The sequence below is a fragment of the Pseudonocardia sp. HH130630-07 genome (assembly GCF_001698125.1).
GTDB lineage: Bacteria > Actinomycetota > Actinomycetes > Mycobacteriales > Pseudonocardiaceae > Pseudonocardia.
Map to the genome: position 1 here is coordinate 306,067 of NZ_CP013855.1, position 17,259 is coordinate 323,325.

Genomic DNA, 17,259 nt, shown 5'->3' on the forward strand with positions numbered 1-17,259 from the left:
ACTATCCGCGGGCGGGTCGTGGCGGACGGACAGTCCCGAACCGATCTCCACGGTAGCGCCGATCCGCCGGCGTGTGGCGTTGGCAGGCGGAGACCTTCGAGGAGGCCTTGTTGTGGTCCAGGTCACCGGGCTATCGTGCCCGCCGAACATGTGTGTGATGGCGGTGTGGTGGCCCGGAGGGGACGCGGATCATGATCGCCGGGCGGTAATCGGTTACCTGGCCGGACGCTTCGCGGCGATGGTGAGGATGTCGCGGTAGCGGGCCTGCAGGTCAGCGGCGAGGAGGTTCTCGTGGTGCGTCGCCCGGTTCCGGAGGGTGTGGAGGCGCTCGATGGGCCGGTCGACGTCCTTCTGCCGTGTTCCCGGGGGGAACGCGGTGTGCAGGCGGCGTGACCACAGTGCGTGCAGTCGGTCACTTGGTGATCGTCGGTGCCGGAATCGGGGGCCTTTCGCTGGCCCTCTCGTTGCACGCCCGCGGCGTGCAGGTCACCGTCTTCGAGCGAGCGGACGAGCTGCGGGAGGTCGGCGCCGCGGTGGCGCTCTCGGCCAACGGGTTGCGGCTGTTGGAGGAGCTGGACCTGCTCGGGGAGCTGGAGGCGGTCGGGATCCAGCCGACCGAGCTGGTGTACTGGGGCTGGCGCGACGACCGCCGGGTCGCGGGGTTCACCGCCGGGTCGCGGGGTTCCCGGTCGGCTCGAACGGGTCCTACCGGGACCGGTTCCGCGCCCTCTACCTGGGCATCCACCGCGCCGAGTTCCCGCGGGTGCTCGCCGAGGCCTGCCCGGCTGGCATGATCCGGCTCGGAAGCGAGGTCATCACCGTGACTGACCACGGTGGCCACGTCACCGTCGGGCTGGCTGACGGCAGCACCGCGACGGTGTCGGTCGTCGTCGGCGCCGACGGGGCGCACTCCCGGCTGCGCGCGCTGGTCGAACCGGGCGCCGCATCCGTCTACACCGGCACGTCGGGTTTCCACGGCCTGGCGGCCATCGCCGACCTACCCTCACTGAGCCCTTTCCAACCTGCCGTTCCGGCAGCTCAGGGGCCTGGTTGTGTGGGTGCAGACGCCGAGCTGGCGAGCCGGTGACCTGTGCAGCTGTGGTCAGAGCAGTTGCGCTGCAACCTTCGCGATCTCCTGACGCAGAAGCTCGCTGGTCAGGTTGAAAAAGGCTGTGAGACCCGCAGGCGATCCAGTTCTGGATGGGCCCGGACGCACACCTGCTGCACTACGCGATCGGCGCGCACGCCGAGACCGTCAACTTCCTCGCAGTCCTCGAGGGGCCCGCCCAGTGGGAGCACGGCGACGCCGTGCACGCGATGCTGCTGCACCACGGTCAGGGCGCGAACCAGTCTGTCGAGGACGCCGCCGTGCTCGCCGACCTGCTGGTCGCTCCTGGTATCCTAGACGGCGACCACTACGAGGCGTTCGCCCGGTACGGACGACTGCACCGCTGCCGCGCCCGGCAAGTGCAGCGCAGCTCGCTGGTCACCTCCGGGTTGCTGCACCTGCCCGACGGGCGGGCCGCCGACGAACGCGACGCTGGACTGGCCGGGCTCGACCCGTGGCTGAGCTGGATTCACGGCGTCGATGCCCGGGCCGGGACCCGTCCGGTACCCGCCTGAGATCCAGACGCGAGTCATCTCAGTCCGGTGCGGGTGGGTCTTTGGACCTACAAGGTTCGTAGCCCTACCGTGGGAACCGCACCACCGGCCAAGAGAGGTGACGGCATGGATCTGCGGCAGCTCCGCTACTTCGTCGCGGTCGCCGAGACACGTCACTTCGGCCGCGCTGCCGAGGGGCTGCACATGGCGCAGTCGCCGCTGTCCCAGGCCATCCGCCAGCTGGAGAGCCAGGTCGGCGCGACCCTGTTCGACCGCACCACCCGTCGCGTCGAGCTGACCGCGGCGGGGGCCTCATTGCTGGAGGACGCCCGCCGGATCCTGGCGAACGTCGACGACGCCCGGCGCCGCGTCGAGCAGGTCGCCGCCGGAACCGAAGGGGTACTCACGGTCGGCGCAACCGACCTCGCCGCCTACCGGCTGCTGCCGCGGATGGCCCGCGTGCTCGCCCGCCACATGCCGGGGGTGACGCTGCGCTTCGTCCCCGGGCTGCTGACCGCCGCCCAAGAGGACGCGCTCGACAAGCGACGCATCGACCTCGCGGTTCTCCGGCCCCCGGTCGTCCGCCCGGAGGTGTCGACCCGCACCGTCGCGCAGGAACGGCTGATCGCGGCGCTGCCCGCCGGGCACCGGCTGGCCGGGCACGGCGCCGTCGCCCTGTCCGACCTGCGGTCCGAGGACTTCGTCGCCTACGGTGCACCGGGTTCAGTCGTCGACTCGGTCGCCACCCAAGGCTGTCTGGACGCCGGGTTCCTGCCCCGGCGCCGGGCCGAGGCCCGGGACACGCCGGTCCTGCTCACTTACGTCGCCGCCGGCGCCGGGGTCGCGCTGCTGCCGGAGTCGGTCCGCGCACTCGGCACCGAGAGTGTCGTCTACGCCGACCTCGACCGGGAGCTGCGAGTCGACCTCGCCCTGGCCTGGCGCAGCCACGACGGCTCCCCCGCGCTGGCCCGGATGCTCGACGTCCTGGCCGCGCACAGCCGGGAACTCGAATCCGGCCCGTCTGCCTCCCGTCCCGCCGTCGTATCCGGAGCGCCGCTGTGAAGATCGTCGCCGTCGAGGCGATCCCGTTCGCCGTGCCGTACCGCAAGCCGTTGCGGTTCGCCTCGGGCGAGGTGCACACCGCCGACCACGTCCTGGTCCGGGTGCACGCCGAGGACGGCCTGGTCGGGGTCGCCGAGGCTCCGCCCCGTCCCTACACCTATGGCGAGACTCAGGCGTCGATCCGTGCGGTGGTCGACACCGTGTTCGCCCCGGAGCTGGTCGGGCTCAGCGTGTTCGAACGCGAACGCATCCACGCGGTGCTCGACCGCACGGTGGGCAACCCGACCGCGAAGGCCGCGATCGACATGGCCGTCTGGGATGTCACCGGACGCAGGCTCGGCGTCGGCGTCGGGGACCTGCTGGGCGGGTTCACCGACCGGATGCGGGTGTCGCACATGGTCGGCTTCGCCCCCGACGAGGTGATGGTCGCCGAGGCCCAGCGGATGCGCGAGCTGCACGGCATCACCACCTTCAAGGTCAAGGTCGGCCGCCGCCCGATCGAGTTGGACACCGGCGCCTGCCGGGCCCTGCGCACCGCGCTGGGCCCGGAAGTCGAGCTCTACGTCGACGGCAACCGCGGCTGGACCCCTGCCGAGGCCGCCAGCGCACTCGACGAGATGGCCGACCTCGGCCTGACCCTGTCCGAGGAGCTCGTTCCGGCCGACCAGGTCCTCGGACGGCGCTGGCTCACCGCCCGCACCCGAATCCCCACGGTGGCCGACGAGTCCGCCACCCGCCCCGGTGAGATCACCCGCGAGCTCCTCGACGGTGCCGCCACCATGATCAGCATCAAGACTGCGCGCACCGGGTTCACCGGCTCCCAGCGCGTCCTGCACCTGTGCGAGGGGCTGGGCACCGAGGTCGTGATGGGCAACCAGATAGACGGCCAGCTCGGCACTGCCTGCACCGTCATCTTCGGCGCCGCGCACCGCCACACCAGCAGCCGCGCCGGGGAGCTGTCGAATTACCTCGACATGGCCGACGACCTGCTCACCGAGCCGCTGCGCATCACCAGCGGCGAGCTGCGCACACCCACCGGGCCCGGCCTCGGCGTCAGCGTCGACTCGGACAAACTCGCCCATTACCGCACCGATACCTGAACACCACCTACCACCACACCTGGGAGACGCCGATGGCCACCGTTACCGAGACTGCCACGGCCGCCGGTTCCGGCGCCAACGCCACCTTCGCGAAGAAGGAACGGACCACCGGCACCGTCGACCCGGCCCGGGTGTCCGCGATCGCCACCGACGCCCTCGCCGCGCTGCATGAGGTCATCCGCCGGCACGAAGTCGGCTACGCCGAGTACGACGCCCTCAAAGCATGGATGATCCCGGTCGGCGCCGACGGCGAGTGGCCAATGTTCCTCGACGTGTTCGTTGAGCACGTCGTCGAGGAGGTCGCCCACGCCGACCGCAAGGGCGCCGTCGGCACCATCGAGGGCCCCTACTACGTGCCGGGCGCCCCCGAGTCCCACGGCGAGACCACGATGTCGATGCGGGAGGACGAGAGAGGCACACCGCTGCTGTTCCAGGGCACCGTCACCGACCTCGACGGCGGCCCGGTCGCCGGCGCGAAGGTGGACCTCTGGCACGCCGACGACGCCGGCTACTACCCCCAGTTCGCCCACGGCATCCCCGAGTGGAACCTGCGTGCGGTCGTCACCACCGGCGCCGACGGCCACTTCGCCTTCCACACCGTGCAGCCCGCCCACCTGCACCTCAAGGTCAGCGCACTGGGGAAGGCCTCGGTCACCACGCAGCTCTACTTCGACGGCGGTGACTATGTCGCCGACGACGTCGCGCAGGCCGTCAAGCCCGAGCTCGTCCTACGTCCCACGCCGGTCACCGACGGCTCCGGCGACGAGGTCACTTACGACTTCGCGCTGGATCCCGCCTGATGGCCCGCTTCGCCGTCCGGATGGAGGTCGACCTCCCCCCCGGCATAGACGCCGACGCCCGCGCCGACCTACTCGCCCGGGAGAAGGCATGGTCGCAGCAGTGGCAGCGCTCCGGGGAGTGGCTAAGCATCTGGCGCTGCGTCGGGGAGTACGCCAACCTCTCGATCTTCGACGTCCGGGACAACGAGCAGCTCCACGAGATCCTGTGGGGGCTGCCGCTGTTCCCGTACATGACGATCACGGTGACGCCGCTGGCGACGCACCCGTCCGACCTTGGGTGCCGGTAAGGAACGTGTCACCAGGGGCAAAGTAGTCGGCTGTAGCGGCGGGACTGCGGTGGAGATCGACCAGGTTGCGGTAGCGCGAGCCGCGCAGCGCCTGGCGAGGCCTATGGCCTCGGCGTCGATGCGTAGCCAGATCCGTTCTACCGGGACGCTCCCGAGCCTCTGGCCCGGGCGGGCTCGGGGGTCCCCGCACTGGCCGGGCGGATGGCGAGGGCGAGGGCGGCCCCGGCGACGGCCGCCGCGGCGAGTACCCCGAACAGCGTCGCGGTCCCGAGACCGGCGGCCACGAGCAGCCCGACGGCGGCCGGCCCGGCGATGGTACCGACGCGCCCGACGCCGGTGCACCAGGCGGTGCCCGCGCTGCGCACCCGGGCCGGGAACGTCGCCGCCGCCAGCCCGATCACCAGGATCTGGGTGCCGGTGGTCCCGAGCCCGACCACCGCGACCAGGGGCAGCAGCACCGGGGCGTCGGGCTGCAGCCCCACGACGGCCAGCGCGAGTGCCCCCACCGCGAAGCCGGCCGCGACGACGCGGCGCGGGCCGTACCGTTCCGCCAGCGGCGCGGCGCCGAGCGCACCCGCGATCGCGCCGCCGTTGAGCAGCAGCAGCGACAGCAGCGCGGCCCGGTCGTCGAACCCGGCCCGGCCCAGCAGCGCGGGCAGCCACGTCCCCAGCGCGAAGATCAGCAGCAGGCCGGTCGCGCTGACCAGGCCGAGCAGCACGGCCGCCGCGGCGGCGCCCCCGCCGAACAGCCCGGTGAACCCCGTCCCCCCGGCCGGGGTGCCGTCCCCGTCCGCGGCGTCGGCACCGGGTGGGGACCCTCCGTCGCGGGCCGCCCGCCACACCGGGGACTCGGGCAGCCGGGCCACGGCCAGCGGCAGCAGAGTGACCAGCGGCAGCGCCCCGATCGCGAACAGGCCGCGCCAGCCGAGGTGCTCCAGCAGCACGAGCGTCGCGAGGGTGCCGGCGACGCTGCCCAGCGGGATGCCGCAGTAGGCCAGCGTCGTGTGCAGCTGGCGGCGCCCGGGTGGCGTGGTCTCCGCGACCAGCGCCCCGGTGACGGCGACGACGATGCCGATCCCGATCCCGGTGACGAGCCGCCAGGTCCCGAACGAGGCCACCGTCGATGTCGTCGCCGTCACCGCCATCCCGATGGAGAACCAGGCGTACCCGGCGAGCAGCACCGGGCGCCGTCCCCAGCGGTCGGCCGCCGCGCCGGCGGCGAGCGCCCCGACGAGCACCCCGGTCAGCGACCACGCGGCGACGGCACCCGCGCCGGCCGGGTCGAGCGGGCCCAGCTCACCGGAGCGTAGGAGCACCGGCACGAGCGCGCCGTAGACGACGAGGTCGTAGCCGTCGAACACCAGACCGGTGGTGCCGAGCGCGAGCGTCCACCCGGGCCCGGCGCGCCGCGCGCTCACGCCGCCCCGAAGCGGACGGGCAGCGCGCCCAGGTTGAGGTGGCGGCCGTTGGCGTAGAACCGGTCGACCGGCCCGGTGAGCGTCATCGGCGGGGCCGCGACGATCTCGTCGAGGACGGCGACGAGCTGGCGGCGGCCCAGCTGGGCGCCCAGGCAGTAGTGGATGCCCTGGCCGAGCGACAGGTGCGCCGCCGCGCCGCGGTCGAGCCGGAACCGGTCGGGCTCGATGAACCGGTCGGGGTCGCGGTTGGCGGCGCCGACGGCGAGCACCACCCGCGCCCCGGCGGGCAGCTCGACCCCGGCCACGTCGACGGCGCGGGTGGTGACCCGGCTGCCGTGGTCGACCGGGGTGTCCAGGCGCAGCGTCTCGTCGACGGCGGCCCCGCGCAGCGCCGGGTCCGCGGCGAGCCGGGCGTGCAGGTCGTGGTCGCGGGCCAGGCGCAGCAGCAGGTGCCCGGCGGTGTTCATCGTCGTCTCGTGCCCGGCGATGGCGAACGCGACCAGCATGACCCGGAGGTCCTCGTCGGGCAGGGGGTGGCCGTCGACGCGCTCGCGGACCAGGGCGGCGAGGTAGCTGCCGTCGTCGTCGCGGCGTGCGCGGGCGATCTCGCCGTCGAGCAGGGCGGCGAACGCGGGCCAGAACCCGCCGCCGCGGGCCATCGTCGCCCAGGTGGTGCGGGTGAGCTGCAGGATGTCGGCGCGGGCCCGGGCGGAGAACCCGATGGTCTCGGCCAGCACCGCCAGCGGCAGGGTCGTGGTCAGCTCCGCGACGAGGTCGGCGCCACCGCGGGCGACCAGCGGCCGGACCGTGTCCGCCGCGAGCCCGGCGATCCGCGGTGCGACGGCGCGGACCGCGGAGGCCGCGAGCGCCGGGCGCATGAGCGCGCGGAACGCGGTGTGCTCGGGCGGGTCGTACTCCAGCGGCGCGAACCGCGGCTGGTCGGTGGCCCGGGGGAAGAACACGCCGTGGGCGGAGGAGAACGTCTCGTGGTCGCGCAGCGCGTCGAGGACGTGCGGGTAGCGGGCCAGCACCCACATGCCGCCGTGGGCCGCGGTGCGGACCGGCCCACCGGCGGCGCGCAGCCGGTCGTGCACCGCGCGGGCGACGTCCGGGGTGAACGCGGGGTCGTGGTGGTCGAACCGGTCGGTGAGGCGGGCGACGACGCCGTCGTCGTCGGTGCCGGTCGTGCCGGTCGCGGTGCTCCCCGCGCTCATGCGGTCCGCTCCGCGACGACGGCGGTCCAGGAGTACCCGCCGCCGCCGTTGAAGACCGCGGCGACCTCGCCGGGGGCGAGCATCGGGTGCAGGTCGGCGAGGTTCGCGAGCAGGTCCCCGGCACCGAGGTGGCCGGTGCGGCCGCCCAGGTCGACGACCTCGGCGGGGGTGATACCGGCGAAGACGGGCTGGTAGATCTCGAACGCGAGCCGGCCGACCCGGGGCAGTGCGAGGTACCGCACCCGTGCGGGGTCGACGCCGGCGCGGCGCAGCGCGGTGGTGACGACCTCGCGCGCCCGGTCGGAGGCGGTCGCGGTGAACGCCTCGCGGGAGTGCCGGGCGAAGAACGCCTTCTTGGTGCGGGCGAGGTCGATCGTCGGGCCCTGCTCCTGGCGGGCGGTGCCGAACGGGTCGTCGCCGCGGTGCATGCCCTCCAGCTCGGGGGCCGAGGCGCTCGCGACGCCGCGGACCAGCCACGCATCGCCCGGAGCCGGGTCCGCGGCGAGGAGCATCGCGGTGCCGGCGTCGGCGTGGACGAGCCCGCGGTCCGACCGCCACCGGTCGAACCCGGGCGGGCAGAACCGGTCGCCGGTGGTGACGAGCACCGTCGAGCCGGGGTCGAGCGCGAGCCGGCCCGCGGCCAGCTCCAGCGCGGCCGCACCGCCGTTGGACAGCTGCCGGACGCCGACCGGCAGCGCGGCCCGGGCGCCGACCCGGTCGGCGACGAAGTGCGGCGGCGACCAGAGGTCGTGGCCCTGGTAGGTGGTCCAGGCGTGCAGCAGCGTCCCGATCCGGGCCGGGTCGGCCCCGGCCGCGTCGAGGACCCGGCGGGCGGCGTGCGCAGCCAGGACCGGGCCGGGCAGCTCGGGTCCGGCGACGGGGACCGAGACGTAACCGGAGCGCTGCGCCTCGGCCTCGCCGATCCGGCCGTCGGCCAGCGCGTCGGCGAGGGTCTCGCGGGTGTCGGGCAGCCAGGTGCCGACCGCGCGGACGGCGATCATGCCGGGGCCTCCTGCCGGTCGGTGGGGCGGTCGGTGCGGTGCGGCGGGAAGACCAGGTCGAGGGGGTCGGTGCCGTCGGGGAGGTGCTCGTCGACGGCCCAGCGGACGAGCCGGCGGACGGGTTCGAACCCGTCCTGGGGCAGGGCCGGGTGGACGCTGACGGCGGCGCCGAGGTCGACGGTGCGCTGCACCCCGGCGCGGGGCAGCACCGCGCGCAGCGCGCGGCGCAGCGACGGCGGGTGGACGCCGACGGTCTGGGTACCGGCGTCGAGGAACCGGACGGCGTCGGCGGGGGAGTCGACCGGGACGATGTTCGCGACGCGGCCGGTGAGGGTGTCGGCGAACTCCACCGGTTCGTCGAGGTGGGAGACGATCACCGCGCCGGTCCCGTCGCCGTCGCCGATCACGGTGTGGAAGCCGCCGCCGGTGCGCAGCGCCCGCAGCCGGGCGCGCAGCTGCGGGTCGGGCCGCGCGGCGGCGGTGGACACCTGCGGGGGCAGGGTCTGCAGGGCGGCGTGCACGCGGCGGCCGAGGTCCTCGGCGGCGGCGACGCCGTCGGGGCCGGTGCCGCAGGCGGCGTAGACGACCCGGGCGTTGACGCAGCCGACCTGGTTGAACGCGCCGACGTCGAGGGCGAGGCGGTGCGCGACGTCGTCGACGACGGCCGGGTCGAACGACTCCGGCCCTAGCACGGTCGCGCTGTTCTTCGGGTCGAAGGTGACCAGCTCCAGCCCCGGCCCGAGGTAGCCCAGCGCGTGGCGCACCGAGCCGGTGCCGCCCCAGGCGACGATCCGGTCGGCGACGGCCGGGTCGTACAGCCGGGCCTCCACCCCGGCGTCGCCGCCCTTCCAGTAGGCGACCGACACCGCGCGGGCCAGCGGGTGGTCCGGGTCGAGCTCGATCATCGTGCGGGCCAGCGCGACCATGGTCAGCGGGTCGTTCGACGGGGTCTTGACCACGGCCTCGCCGCGGGTCAGCCCGGTGCGGGCGACGGTCATCGCGGCGATCAGCGGGCTGTTGCCGGCGATCACGTGGACGGCCCGGACGCCGAAGGCGTGCACGGCCCCGACCCGGCCGTCGGCGCAGCGGGTCTCCGGCCAGCCGGTGAGGTGCTCGCGCCCGACGGCGTCGACGACCTCGGTGAGGGCCTCGCGGGTGAACAGCGCGGGTAGCAGCCGCAGGTTGGACCGCACCAGCTCGGGCGGCACGTCGGCGAGCCCCGCGGAGTGCCGGACGACGTCGCGCAGCAGCGGGTTGTCGTCCGGGTCCAGCCGCCGTCCGAACGCGACGAGGTGCTCGACGACGTCGTCGAGGTCCAGCGCGTCGAGGTCGGCGGACAGGCGGGCGTCGCGGCGGGCCAGGTCGGGCAGCACCGCGTACGGGTCGGTGGTGGCGAATCCGGTACCGGCGCGGCCGTCGGCGGTCACCCAGGGCCCCTCGACGACCTCGCCGCCCACCACGGCCGGGAGCCGCAGCGCGCTCACCGGTCCCCACCCCGCGCGGTGAGGTGTTCCAGCGCGCCGCGGTGGGCCCGGTCGGTCGCCGCGCAGTTGATCTTGTCGGGGTCACCGGCCTCGGTGAGCCGGACGATGCCGTCGTGCACCTGCGGGGTGCCGCGCCCGCAGGCGCACCGGTCGTAGGTGACGGTGACCCGGTCCTCGGAGCGGAACCCGCCCCAGTGGGTGCGGGCGAGCAGGTCGACGAACGCGCCGCGCCCGGTGTGGGTGCCGCGCCGCGGGGCGGGCTCGTCGGTGACCGGGTCGAGGACGTAGGCGACCGTCCACGGTTCGAGGTGGTAGCGGCCCTCGGCGCACATCGGGTGCAGCGCGGTGGTCTCGGTCATCGCGTAGATGTGGCGCAGGCGGTCGGCGCCGGTGAAGCGGCGGACGTGGTCCTGCCAGTCGTCGGGCATGTGCGCACCCTTGGTCCCGCCGCCGGGCTCGACGGCGGAGTCGGGCGCGAACACCCCGGTCAGGCCCCGGTCGAGGCCGGCCGTGGCCAGCCCGTGCAGGGTGTTCCAGGTGTTCATGAGGTAGACGCGGCGGCCGCGCAGCTCGTCGGCGAGGCGGGCGGTGAACCCGGGCAGCGCGGCGTCGGACTCGCGGCGCAGCTGCTCGAACTCGTCGCGGCGGGCGAGCAGGTCCGGGTCGGTGAGCGCGTCGTCGGGGGTCTCGCCGCGGGCGCGGGCGGCGGCGAGGCGGCCGGCGAGCAGCATGACGTCGGCGCTCATCCGGCCCGGGTGCATCGCGTACACGCCGTCCTCGCCGCCGGCGACGTGGTCGGCGAGGGCGTCGACGCAGCGCATGATGCCGCTGCGGCCGTGGCGGACCATGGGCCACACCACGGGGACCGGGGCGCCGTCGTGGCCGTCGGCGCGGCGGACCCGGGCGCCGACGACGGCGAACATCGCGTCGACCTCGGCGTGGGTGTGCGGGACGAACGACATCGTCCCCGAGGTCACCGACGAGTGCTGGACCCGCAGGTCGGTGCGGTCGTCGAGGTCGGAGAGCCAATCGTCCACGTTCCCGGCGACGGCCGGGTCGGCGCCGGCGAGGTCGACGGTCGTGAGCCGGCCCAGCCAGCGGGTGAGGTGGTCGAAGCGCTTCCGGTGCAGCAGCGCGGCCGGGTAGGACTTATAGACCTCCGGGGAGAACAGCAGCGGGACCGCGGCGTCGAGGTCGGGCAGGTCGTCGACGCCGGTCTCCTCGACCATCGCGGTGAGCACGTCGAGGCGGCCGTGCAGGGCGGCGAACCGCTCCCGCAGCGCGGCGAGCTGCAGGTCGGCCAGCTCGCCCGGGTCGAACCGGTGCAGCGCGGTGTAGTCGCCGCCGGCCCAGTCGAGCGGGTGGTCGGCGAACCGGCGCGCCGAGGTGGGGGCCGGTGCGGTCCCGGTCGGTGCCGTCCCGGTGGGTGTCGTGGCGGTCATGCGGGTCCTCCGGCTTCGGCCGTGGCGGTCGCGGCCTCGTCGGTGTCGGCGGGAGTGCCGTCGGCGGTGCTGTCGACGGCGAGCCGCCCGGCGAGGTGGGCGGCGACCGCGTCGGCCGTCGGGTGGTTCCACAGCAGCGTCGGCGCGAGCGCGAGCCCGGTGGCGCGTTCCAGGCGCAGCCGCAGCATCGAGCCCATGAGCGAGTCGACGCCGAGCTCGCCGAGGGCGGCGTCGCCGGGCACCGCGTCGGCGCCCAGTACGGCCGCGGCTGTGTCGCGGACGGTGTCGCGCAGGGCCCGCCGCAGCTCCGGGCCGCTCAGCGCGGCCCAGTCGGCGTCGCCGCCGCCGGCGTCGTCGTCGGGTGGCGGGGCGAGCCCGTCGAGCAGCGACGGCCGCGGTCCGGTGTGGTCGGTGCGCACCGGCAGCGCGAGCACCGGCCCGGGGCCGAGGGCGGCGCGGTCGTCGAGGACCCGGTCGAGGACGGCCAGCGCCCGCTCCGGCGTGAGGTCGGCGGAGCCCCGCGCGTCGAGCTCGACGTCGGTGGCGGCCGCCGAGCGGGCCATGCCGAGCCCCCGCCACGACGTCCACGCGATGCTGGCGCAGCCCCGGTCCCCGGCGCCGCGGCGGCGGGCGGCCAGCCCGTCGAGCGCCCCGTTCGCGGCGGCGTAGGCGGCCTGGCCGGGCAGCCCGAGCAGCGGGCCGGCCGAGGAGAACAGCACCAGGAAGTCCAGCTCCCCGGGCGGGAACAGCGCGTCCAGCGCCGCGGCCCCGGCGACCTTGGCGTGCACGGTGGTGCGCACGTCGTCGTCGGTGAGGTCCAGGGCCGGGGCGCTGCGCACGGCGCCTGCGGCGTGCACGACGCCGCGGACCGGGGGCAGGGCGAGCGCGTCGAGCGCGTCGCGCACGGCGGTGTCATCGGTGACGTCGGCGGCGACCGGGAACACCGCGGCCCCGGCGGCCTCGACGTCCAGGACGGCGCGGACCCGCGGATCGGCCGGGTCCCAGGCCCCGCGCGGGGGCAGCGCGGTCCGGCCGAGCAGCACGATCCGGCGCGCGCCGCGTTCGGCGAGGTGCTCAGCGACCACGGCCCCGACCGCGCCGGTGCCGCCGGTGACCAGGTAGGTCCCGTCCGGGCGCAGTGCCGGTGCCGGGTCGTCGGCGCGCGGGGCCGGGACGGCGCGCGGGGCGCGCAGGCCGCCGGGGGTGACCGCGAGCACGGGCTCGCCGGCGTGGCCGCCGTCGGCTCCGGCGGCGGCGTCGTGGCGGGTGGTGAGCAGGTGGCGCAGCGCGGGGGCGGCGGCGCGGGCCCCGTCGTCGTCGGCCGGGAGGTCTAGCAGTCCGCCGACGACGTCGGGGTGCTCGGTCGCGAGGACGCGGGCGACCCCGGCGGCCGCCGCCGTGCTCGGCCCGGGCGCGTCGTGCAGGCCCCGGGTGACGAGGTGCAGGGTGACCGCGACGCCCCCGTCGGCGCCGGTGGGGCCGCCGCTGCGGACCGCGCGGTGGAGCACGTCGCGCACGGTGGTGACCGCAGCCGCGGGGTCGTCCGGGGCCGCGACCAGCAGCTGCGGCGCGCTCCCGTCGACCTCCAGGCCGAGCAGCGCGGCGAGCTCCGCGGCGCCGGGCCCGTCGGCGACGGCGACGCGCGGCCCGGACGCGGGCGCACCCGCCGCACGACCGCCGCCGGCGGCACCGCCGGGGGTCGGGGGACCGCCGGGGGTCGGGGTGTCGGCCGGCTCCAGGTCGGTCCAGCGCACGCCGAACGCGGTCTCGGCGAGCTCCGGGCGGCCGGCTCCCCGCGGCTCGGCGTAGCGGATCCCGTCCAGGCGCCCGAGCAGGGCGTCGCCGTCGCCGCGCAGCTCCACGTCGACGGTCAGCGGGCGGTCCGGGTCGAGGGCGGCCACGACCCGGGCCCGGTCGGCGCGGGTCGCGGCGTCGACGTCGAGCTCCACCCGGTCCAGCGCGGCGGGCATGCGCAGCGCCGCGGGCCCGTCGAACACCACCGACGCGGCGGACAGGGCGGCGTCGAGCAGCGCGGCCGGGCCGCGGCGGCGCAGGACGCCGTCGGGGTCGGCGGCGACGTCGGCGACCAGCACGCCGTCGCCGCGGCGCAGCTTCTCCACCCGCCACGGGAAGCCCATGGCGGCCACGCCCAGCTCGGCGAGCCGCTCGACGACCGCGCCCGGGTCAGCGGGCTCGGCCGCGGCGTCGGCGTCGAGCCGCGCGGGCGTCGCGGGCCCGCGGTCCGCGCGCGACTCCGAGTGCAGCGACCAGCGGCCCCCGGGTTCGCGGGACAGCAGCCGCAGCGCGTCGCCGTCGCGGACGACCTGCAGCGCGCGCCGCGGCCCGTCCTCCGCCGGCACGACGACGGGCCAGTGCAGCGCGACCCCGGTCAGCGCGGCGGTGCCGGCGGCGTGCAGGTGGCTGAGCAGGGTCACCGCGGCCGGGACGATCTCCACCCCGAGCACGGGGTGGCGGCCCGGGTAGGGGCGGGTGCGCTCGTCGAGGGTGGTGGCGTGCACGGTGACGCCGGTGCCGGGCACCTCGACGGGCGCGCCGAGCAGCGTATGCGCCGGGGCCGGCGGCGCGACGGGCGGGTGCTCGACCCGGTACGGGCGGTGCCGCCACGCGACACCGGGCAGCCGGGCCCGCCGCCCGTCGGGGACCCGTGGGCCGGTGCGGACACCGCGGCACCACAGGGTCGCCGCGGCGGCGGCCAGCGCCGCGACCTCGGGCCGGTGGCGGCGCAAGCTCGCGACGACGGTGCCGTCCTCGACCCCGGCCGCGGCGAGGGTCTCGGCGGCCGAGTGCGCGACGACCGGGTGCGCGGAGACCTCCAGGAACACCCGGTGCCCGTCCTCGGCGGCGGCGGTGACGGCGTCGGCGAACCGGACCGGGTTGCGCAGGTTCTCGGCCCAGTAGGCGGCGTCCTGGGGGTGGTCGCCGCGCGGGTCGTCCAGCGCGGTGGTGTAGCGGGTGACGGCGGGGGCGCGCGGTGCGAGGTCGGCGACGGCCCCGGCGAGCTCGGCGGCCAGGGGGGCCATCTGCGCGGTGTGGAAGGCTACGTCGGAGTCGACGCGGCGCACGGTGCGCCCGGCCCCCTCCCAGCGGGCGGCGGCCGCGGCGACGGCGCCGGGGTCCCCCGCGATGACGGTGGAGGCGGGCGAGGCGGCGATCGCGGCCTCGGCGCCGGGGTGGGCGGCCAGGTCGGCGGCGCAGTCGTCGAAGGCCAGGTCGACCAGCACCATCGCGCCGTGCCCGGCGGCCCGGGTGAGCAGCGCGGAGCGGCGGCACACCAGCCGTGCCGCCTCGGGCTCGGTCAGCACCCCGGCGGTGGCCGCGGCGGCGATCTCGCCGACGGAGTGCCCGAGGACGGCGGCCGGGCGCAGCCCGCGGGCGCGCCACGACGCGGCCAGCCCGAGCTGGACCGCGCACAGCGTCGCCTGGATGCGGTCGACGCCGCCGAGGTCGTCGGCCTCGATCACCTCGCGCGGGGTCACGCCCAGCTCGTCGCGGTAGACGGGCGCGAGCCGGTCGACGACGGTGGTGAAGTCCGGGTCGGTGTCGAGCAGCCCGCGGCCCATCCCGGCCCACTGCTGGCCGTGCCCGGAGAACACCCATACCGCGTCGGGGCGGGGCCCGGCGACGCTGGTGGCCAGGGACGGGTCGGCGGTGCCGCCGGCGAGCGCGCGCAGCCCGGTCAGCAGGCCGTCGCGGTCGCCCGCGGTGACGACGGCCCGGTGGCGCAGGGCGGCGCGGCCGTGGTGCAGGGTGCGGGCGACGTCGCCGAGGTCCGGTCCGGGCGTCGCGGCGACGGCGACCGCGAGCCGCCGGGCCTGCTCGGCCAGCGCCTCGGGCGAGGCCGCGGACAGCGGGAACGCGGTGTCGACGGCGACCCCGGCGGGCGGGGCGCCGGGTGCCCCGGGGGCCTGCGCGGGGGCCTCCTCGAGGACGAGGTGGGCGATGGTGCCGCCGTAGCCGTAGCTGGCGACCCCGGCGCGGCGCGGGTGCCCGGAGGGTGCGGGCCAGTCGGCCGGCGCGGTGGCGGGGGTGAGCCCGGCGGCGGCCCAGCCGACGTCGTCGCGCGGGACGACCGGGCCGGGCAGCGCCGGGACGTGGGCGTGCCGCAGCACCTGGACGGCGGCGATCAGCCCGGCGACGCCCGCCGCGGCCTCGGTGTGGCCGACGTTCGCCTTCACCGACCCGACCCGGCAGCCGGGCAGGTCGGTGCCCCGGCCCAGCACCGCGCACAGCGCGCCGGCCTCGACCGGGTCGCCGGTGGGGGTGCCGGTGCCGTGCGCCTCGACGTAGCCGACCGTGGCCGGGTCGACCCCGGCCGCCCGGTACGCGACGCGCAACAGGTCGGCCTGCGAGGCACCGCTCGGGGCCATGATCCCCTCGGTGCGCCCGTCCTGGCGGACCGCGCCGCCGCGGATCACGGCGAGGACCTCGTCGCCGTCGGCGCGGGCGTCGTCGAGCCGTTTGAGGACGACGACGCCGCAGCCCTCGCCGCGGCCGTAGCCGTCGGCGCCGGCGTCGAACGGGGTGCTGCGCCCGTCCGGGCCGAGCGCGCCGGCCTGCCCGAGGACGGCCGTCAGCCCGGGACCGGACATGACCATCACGCCACCGGCGAGCGCGAGCCGGGTCTCCCCGGCGCCCAGCGCGGCGCAGGCCTGGTGGATCGCGACCAGCGACGACGAGCACGCGGTGTCCACCGCGACGCTGGGTCCGCGCAGGTCCAGGGCGTGCGAGATCCGGTTCGGCACCCCGCACAGCGAGGCACCGATGCCCGTCCAGGCGCGCACCCGGGGGAGGTCCTCGACGAGGCGGCGGCCGTAGTCGTCGGTACCGACGCCCAGGTGCACGGCGGTGTCGGTCCCGGCCAGCGACGACGGGTCGATGCGCGCGTCCTCGAGCGCCTCCCAGGCGACCTCCAGCGCGATCCGCTGCTGCGGGTCGAGCTGCTCGGCCTCGCGGCCCGGGACGCCGAAGAAGGCGGCGTCGAAGCCGTGCACGTCGTCGTCGAGGAACGAGCCGCGGGCGAGCACGCCGTCGAGCGCGGCGGCGTGCTCGCGGGAGTGCTCGCGGTAGGGGCGCCAGCGGTCGTCGGGGACCTCGCCGACTGTGGTGCGGCCCGCGGTGAGCAGCGCCCACAGGTCGTCGGCGGAGCCGACCCCGCCGGCGTAGCGGGCGCCGATCCCGACGACGGCGGCCGGCGCCGTGCCCGGTGTCCCGGCGGCCGGGTTCACCCGGCCATCCCGGAACAGGTGGCACACGGGCAGTGCGGGCAGCCGCGCTCGTGCAGCCGCGCCGGCATCTCGGCCGCGATCGCGCAGATCATGCAGGTCAGGTCGCCGTCCGGGGCGAGGATCTCCTCGAACGGGACCGGCGCCATCCGGTCCTCGGCGTCGATCTGCTTGTGCGGGGACCCGACGGCGAGGATGACGTGGTCGGTGATCGACCCGACGGCGTGCGGGACCTCGCCCTCGACGAGGAACGTCTGCCCGGCGCGGGTCTCGTGGACCCGCCCGCCGTAGGTGATCGTCCCGATCCCGGCGACGACGGTCAGCACGTGGTGGCCCGGGTGGGTGTGCGGCTGGAACCCGCTGCCCGCGGGGAGCCGGATGAGGTCGGCGCCGATGGAGCCGATCGTCGCCAGCTCGCGGCCCGACGCGTCGGCGGTGCCGTGCAGCCCGACGGGCAGCGGCCCGTGGTCGACGGTCAGCTCGGTGCGGTGGTCGCCGACGCCCGCGTCGGCCCAGGTCACGATCTCGAGGTCGGTGCCGGTGTCAGGCCGGGTGGAGGCGTGGGTCACGGGTGCAGCCCTTCGGTCGGGAGGGGTCGGATGCGGT

Annotated in this window: 14 protein-coding genes; 7 read left to right on the forward strand and 7 right to left on the reverse strand. The window is 76.4% G+C overall.

Translation table 11 applies throughout. The features are described 5' to 3' along the window. Positions 1–419: 419 nt before the first annotated feature. From AFB00_RS30260 to AFB00_RS30290, 7 genes are all read left to right on the forward strand, one after another. Positions 420–794 (forward strand): FAD-dependent oxidoreductase, encoded by a 375-nt coding sequence (locus AFB00_RS30260; RefSeq protein ID WP_068800930.1) that lies wholly within the window; start codon positions 420–422, stop codon positions 792–794. Then, positions 764–1,087 (forward strand): hypothetical protein, encoded by a 324-nt coding sequence (locus AFB00_RS30265; protein WP_060715095.1) that lies wholly within the window; start codon positions 764–766, stop codon positions 1,085–1,087. Before AFB00_RS30260 ends, AFB00_RS30265 begins: the two co-directional genes overlap by 31 nt. Before the next feature lie 113 nt (positions 1,088–1,200). Then, positions 1,201–1,623, forward strand: coding sequence for an FAD-dependent oxidoreductase (locus tag AFB00_RS30270; protein WP_068800931.1), 423 nt, complete (start codon positions 1,201–1,203; stop codon positions 1,621–1,623). Positions 1,624–1,728: 105 nt separating this feature from the next. After that, positions 1,729–2,664, forward strand: coding sequence for a LysR substrate-binding domain-containing protein (locus AFB00_RS30275; protein ID WP_068800932.1), 936 nt, complete (start codon positions 1,729–1,731; stop codon positions 2,662–2,664). Then, positions 2,661–3,764 (forward strand): mandelate racemase/muconate lactonizing enzyme family protein, encoded by a 1,104-nt coding sequence (locus tag AFB00_RS30280; RefSeq protein WP_068800933.1) that lies wholly within the window; start codon positions 2,661–2,663, stop codon positions 3,762–3,764. Before AFB00_RS30275 ends, AFB00_RS30280 begins: the two co-directional genes overlap by 4 nt. Positions 3,765–3,796: 32 nt before the next feature. After that, entirely contained in the window at positions 3,797–4,564 is a 768-nt protein-coding gene (locus AFB00_RS30285; RefSeq protein ID WP_068800934.1) for a dioxygenase family protein, read from the forward strand. Beyond that, positions 4,564–4,851, forward strand: coding sequence for a muconolactone Delta-isomerase family protein (locus AFB00_RS30290; protein WP_231974555.1), 288 nt, complete (start codon positions 4,564–4,566; stop codon positions 4,849–4,851). The genes AFB00_RS30285 and AFB00_RS30290 overlap by 1 nt, the downstream gene beginning before the upstream one ends. Positions 4,852–4,988: 137 nt before the next feature. Here AFB00_RS30290 and AFB00_RS30295 read toward each other — a convergent pair whose 3' ends face one another. From AFB00_RS30295 to AFB00_RS30325, 7 genes are read right to left on the reverse strand one after another with little or no spacing between them, the layout of a single operon-like run. Further along, the gene (locus AFB00_RS30295; RefSeq protein ID WP_068800935.1) at positions 4,989–6,269 is read right to left on the reverse strand and encodes an MFS transporter; all 1,281 of its coding nucleotides are present in this window, start codon (positions 6,267–6,269) and stop codon (positions 4,989–4,991) included. Further along, the gene (locus AFB00_RS30300) at positions 6,266–7,483 is read right to left on the reverse strand and encodes a cytochrome P450 (RefSeq protein WP_060715152.1); all 1,218 of its coding nucleotides are present in this window, start codon (positions 7,481–7,483) and stop codon (positions 6,266–6,268) included. Before AFB00_RS30300 ends, AFB00_RS30295 begins: the two co-directional genes overlap by 4 nt. Then, entirely contained in the window at positions 7,480–8,484 is a 1,005-nt protein-coding gene (locus AFB00_RS30305) for a hypothetical protein (protein ID WP_068800936.1), read from the reverse strand. Before AFB00_RS30305 ends, AFB00_RS30300 begins: the two co-directional genes overlap by 4 nt. Beyond that, positions 8,481–9,968, reverse strand: a complete 1,488-nt coding sequence (locus tag AFB00_RS30310) for an acyl-CoA reductase (protein WP_064485719.1) — start codon at positions 9,966–9,968, stop codon at positions 8,481–8,483. The genes AFB00_RS30305 and AFB00_RS30310 overlap by 4 nt, the downstream gene beginning before the upstream one ends. Continuing rightward, on the reverse strand, positions 9,965–11,410 hold the full coding sequence (locus AFB00_RS30315; RefSeq protein ID WP_060715154.1) for a hypothetical protein: 1,446 nt from the start codon (positions 11,408–11,410) through the stop codon (positions 9,965–9,967). The genes AFB00_RS30310 and AFB00_RS30315 overlap by 4 nt, the downstream gene beginning before the upstream one ends. After that, positions 11,407–16,656, reverse strand: coding sequence for a type I polyketide synthase (locus AFB00_RS30320; protein WP_231974557.1), 5,250 nt, complete (start codon positions 16,654–16,656; stop codon positions 11,407–11,409). Before AFB00_RS30320 ends, AFB00_RS30315 begins: the two co-directional genes overlap by 4 nt. Beyond that, positions 16,653–17,222 carry a cupin domain-containing protein gene (locus AFB00_RS30325; protein ID WP_060715155.1) on the reverse strand — a complete coding sequence of 190 codons (570 nt, stop codon included), beginning with the start codon at positions 17,220–17,222 and terminating at the stop codon, positions 16,653–16,655. The genes AFB00_RS30320 and AFB00_RS30325 overlap by 4 nt, the downstream gene beginning before the upstream one ends. Positions 17,223–17,259: the final 37 nt, after the last annotated feature.

Bases quoted from the DNA above. Each gene is read 5' to 3' on its own strand.
- AFB00_RS30270 (WP_068800931.1), top strand. From the start codon at position 1,201: ATGGGCCCGGACGCACACCTGCTGCACTACGCGATCGGCGCGCACGCC.
- AFB00_RS30275 (WP_068800932.1), top strand. From the start codon at position 1,729: ATGGATCTGCGGCAGCTCCGCTACTTCGTCGCGGTCGCCGAGACACGT.
- AFB00_RS30285 (WP_068800934.1), top strand. From the start codon at position 3,797: ATGGCCACCGTTACCGAGACTGCCACGGCCGCCGGTTCCGGCGCCAAC.
- AFB00_RS30290 (WP_231974555.1), top strand. From the start codon at position 4,564: ATGGCCCGCTTCGCCGTCCGGATGGAGGTCGACCTCCCCCCCGGCATA.
- AFB00_RS30300 (WP_060715152.1), bottom strand. From the start codon at position 7,483: ATGAGCGCGGGGAGCACCGCGACCGGCACGACCGGCACCGACGACGAC.
- AFB00_RS30305 (WP_068800936.1), bottom strand. From the start codon at position 8,484: ATGATCGCCGTCCGCGCGGTCGGCACCTGGCTGCCCGACACCCGCGAG.
- AFB00_RS30315 (WP_060715154.1), bottom strand. From the start codon at position 11,410: ATGACCGCCACGACACCCACCGGGACGGCACCGACCGGGACCGCACCG.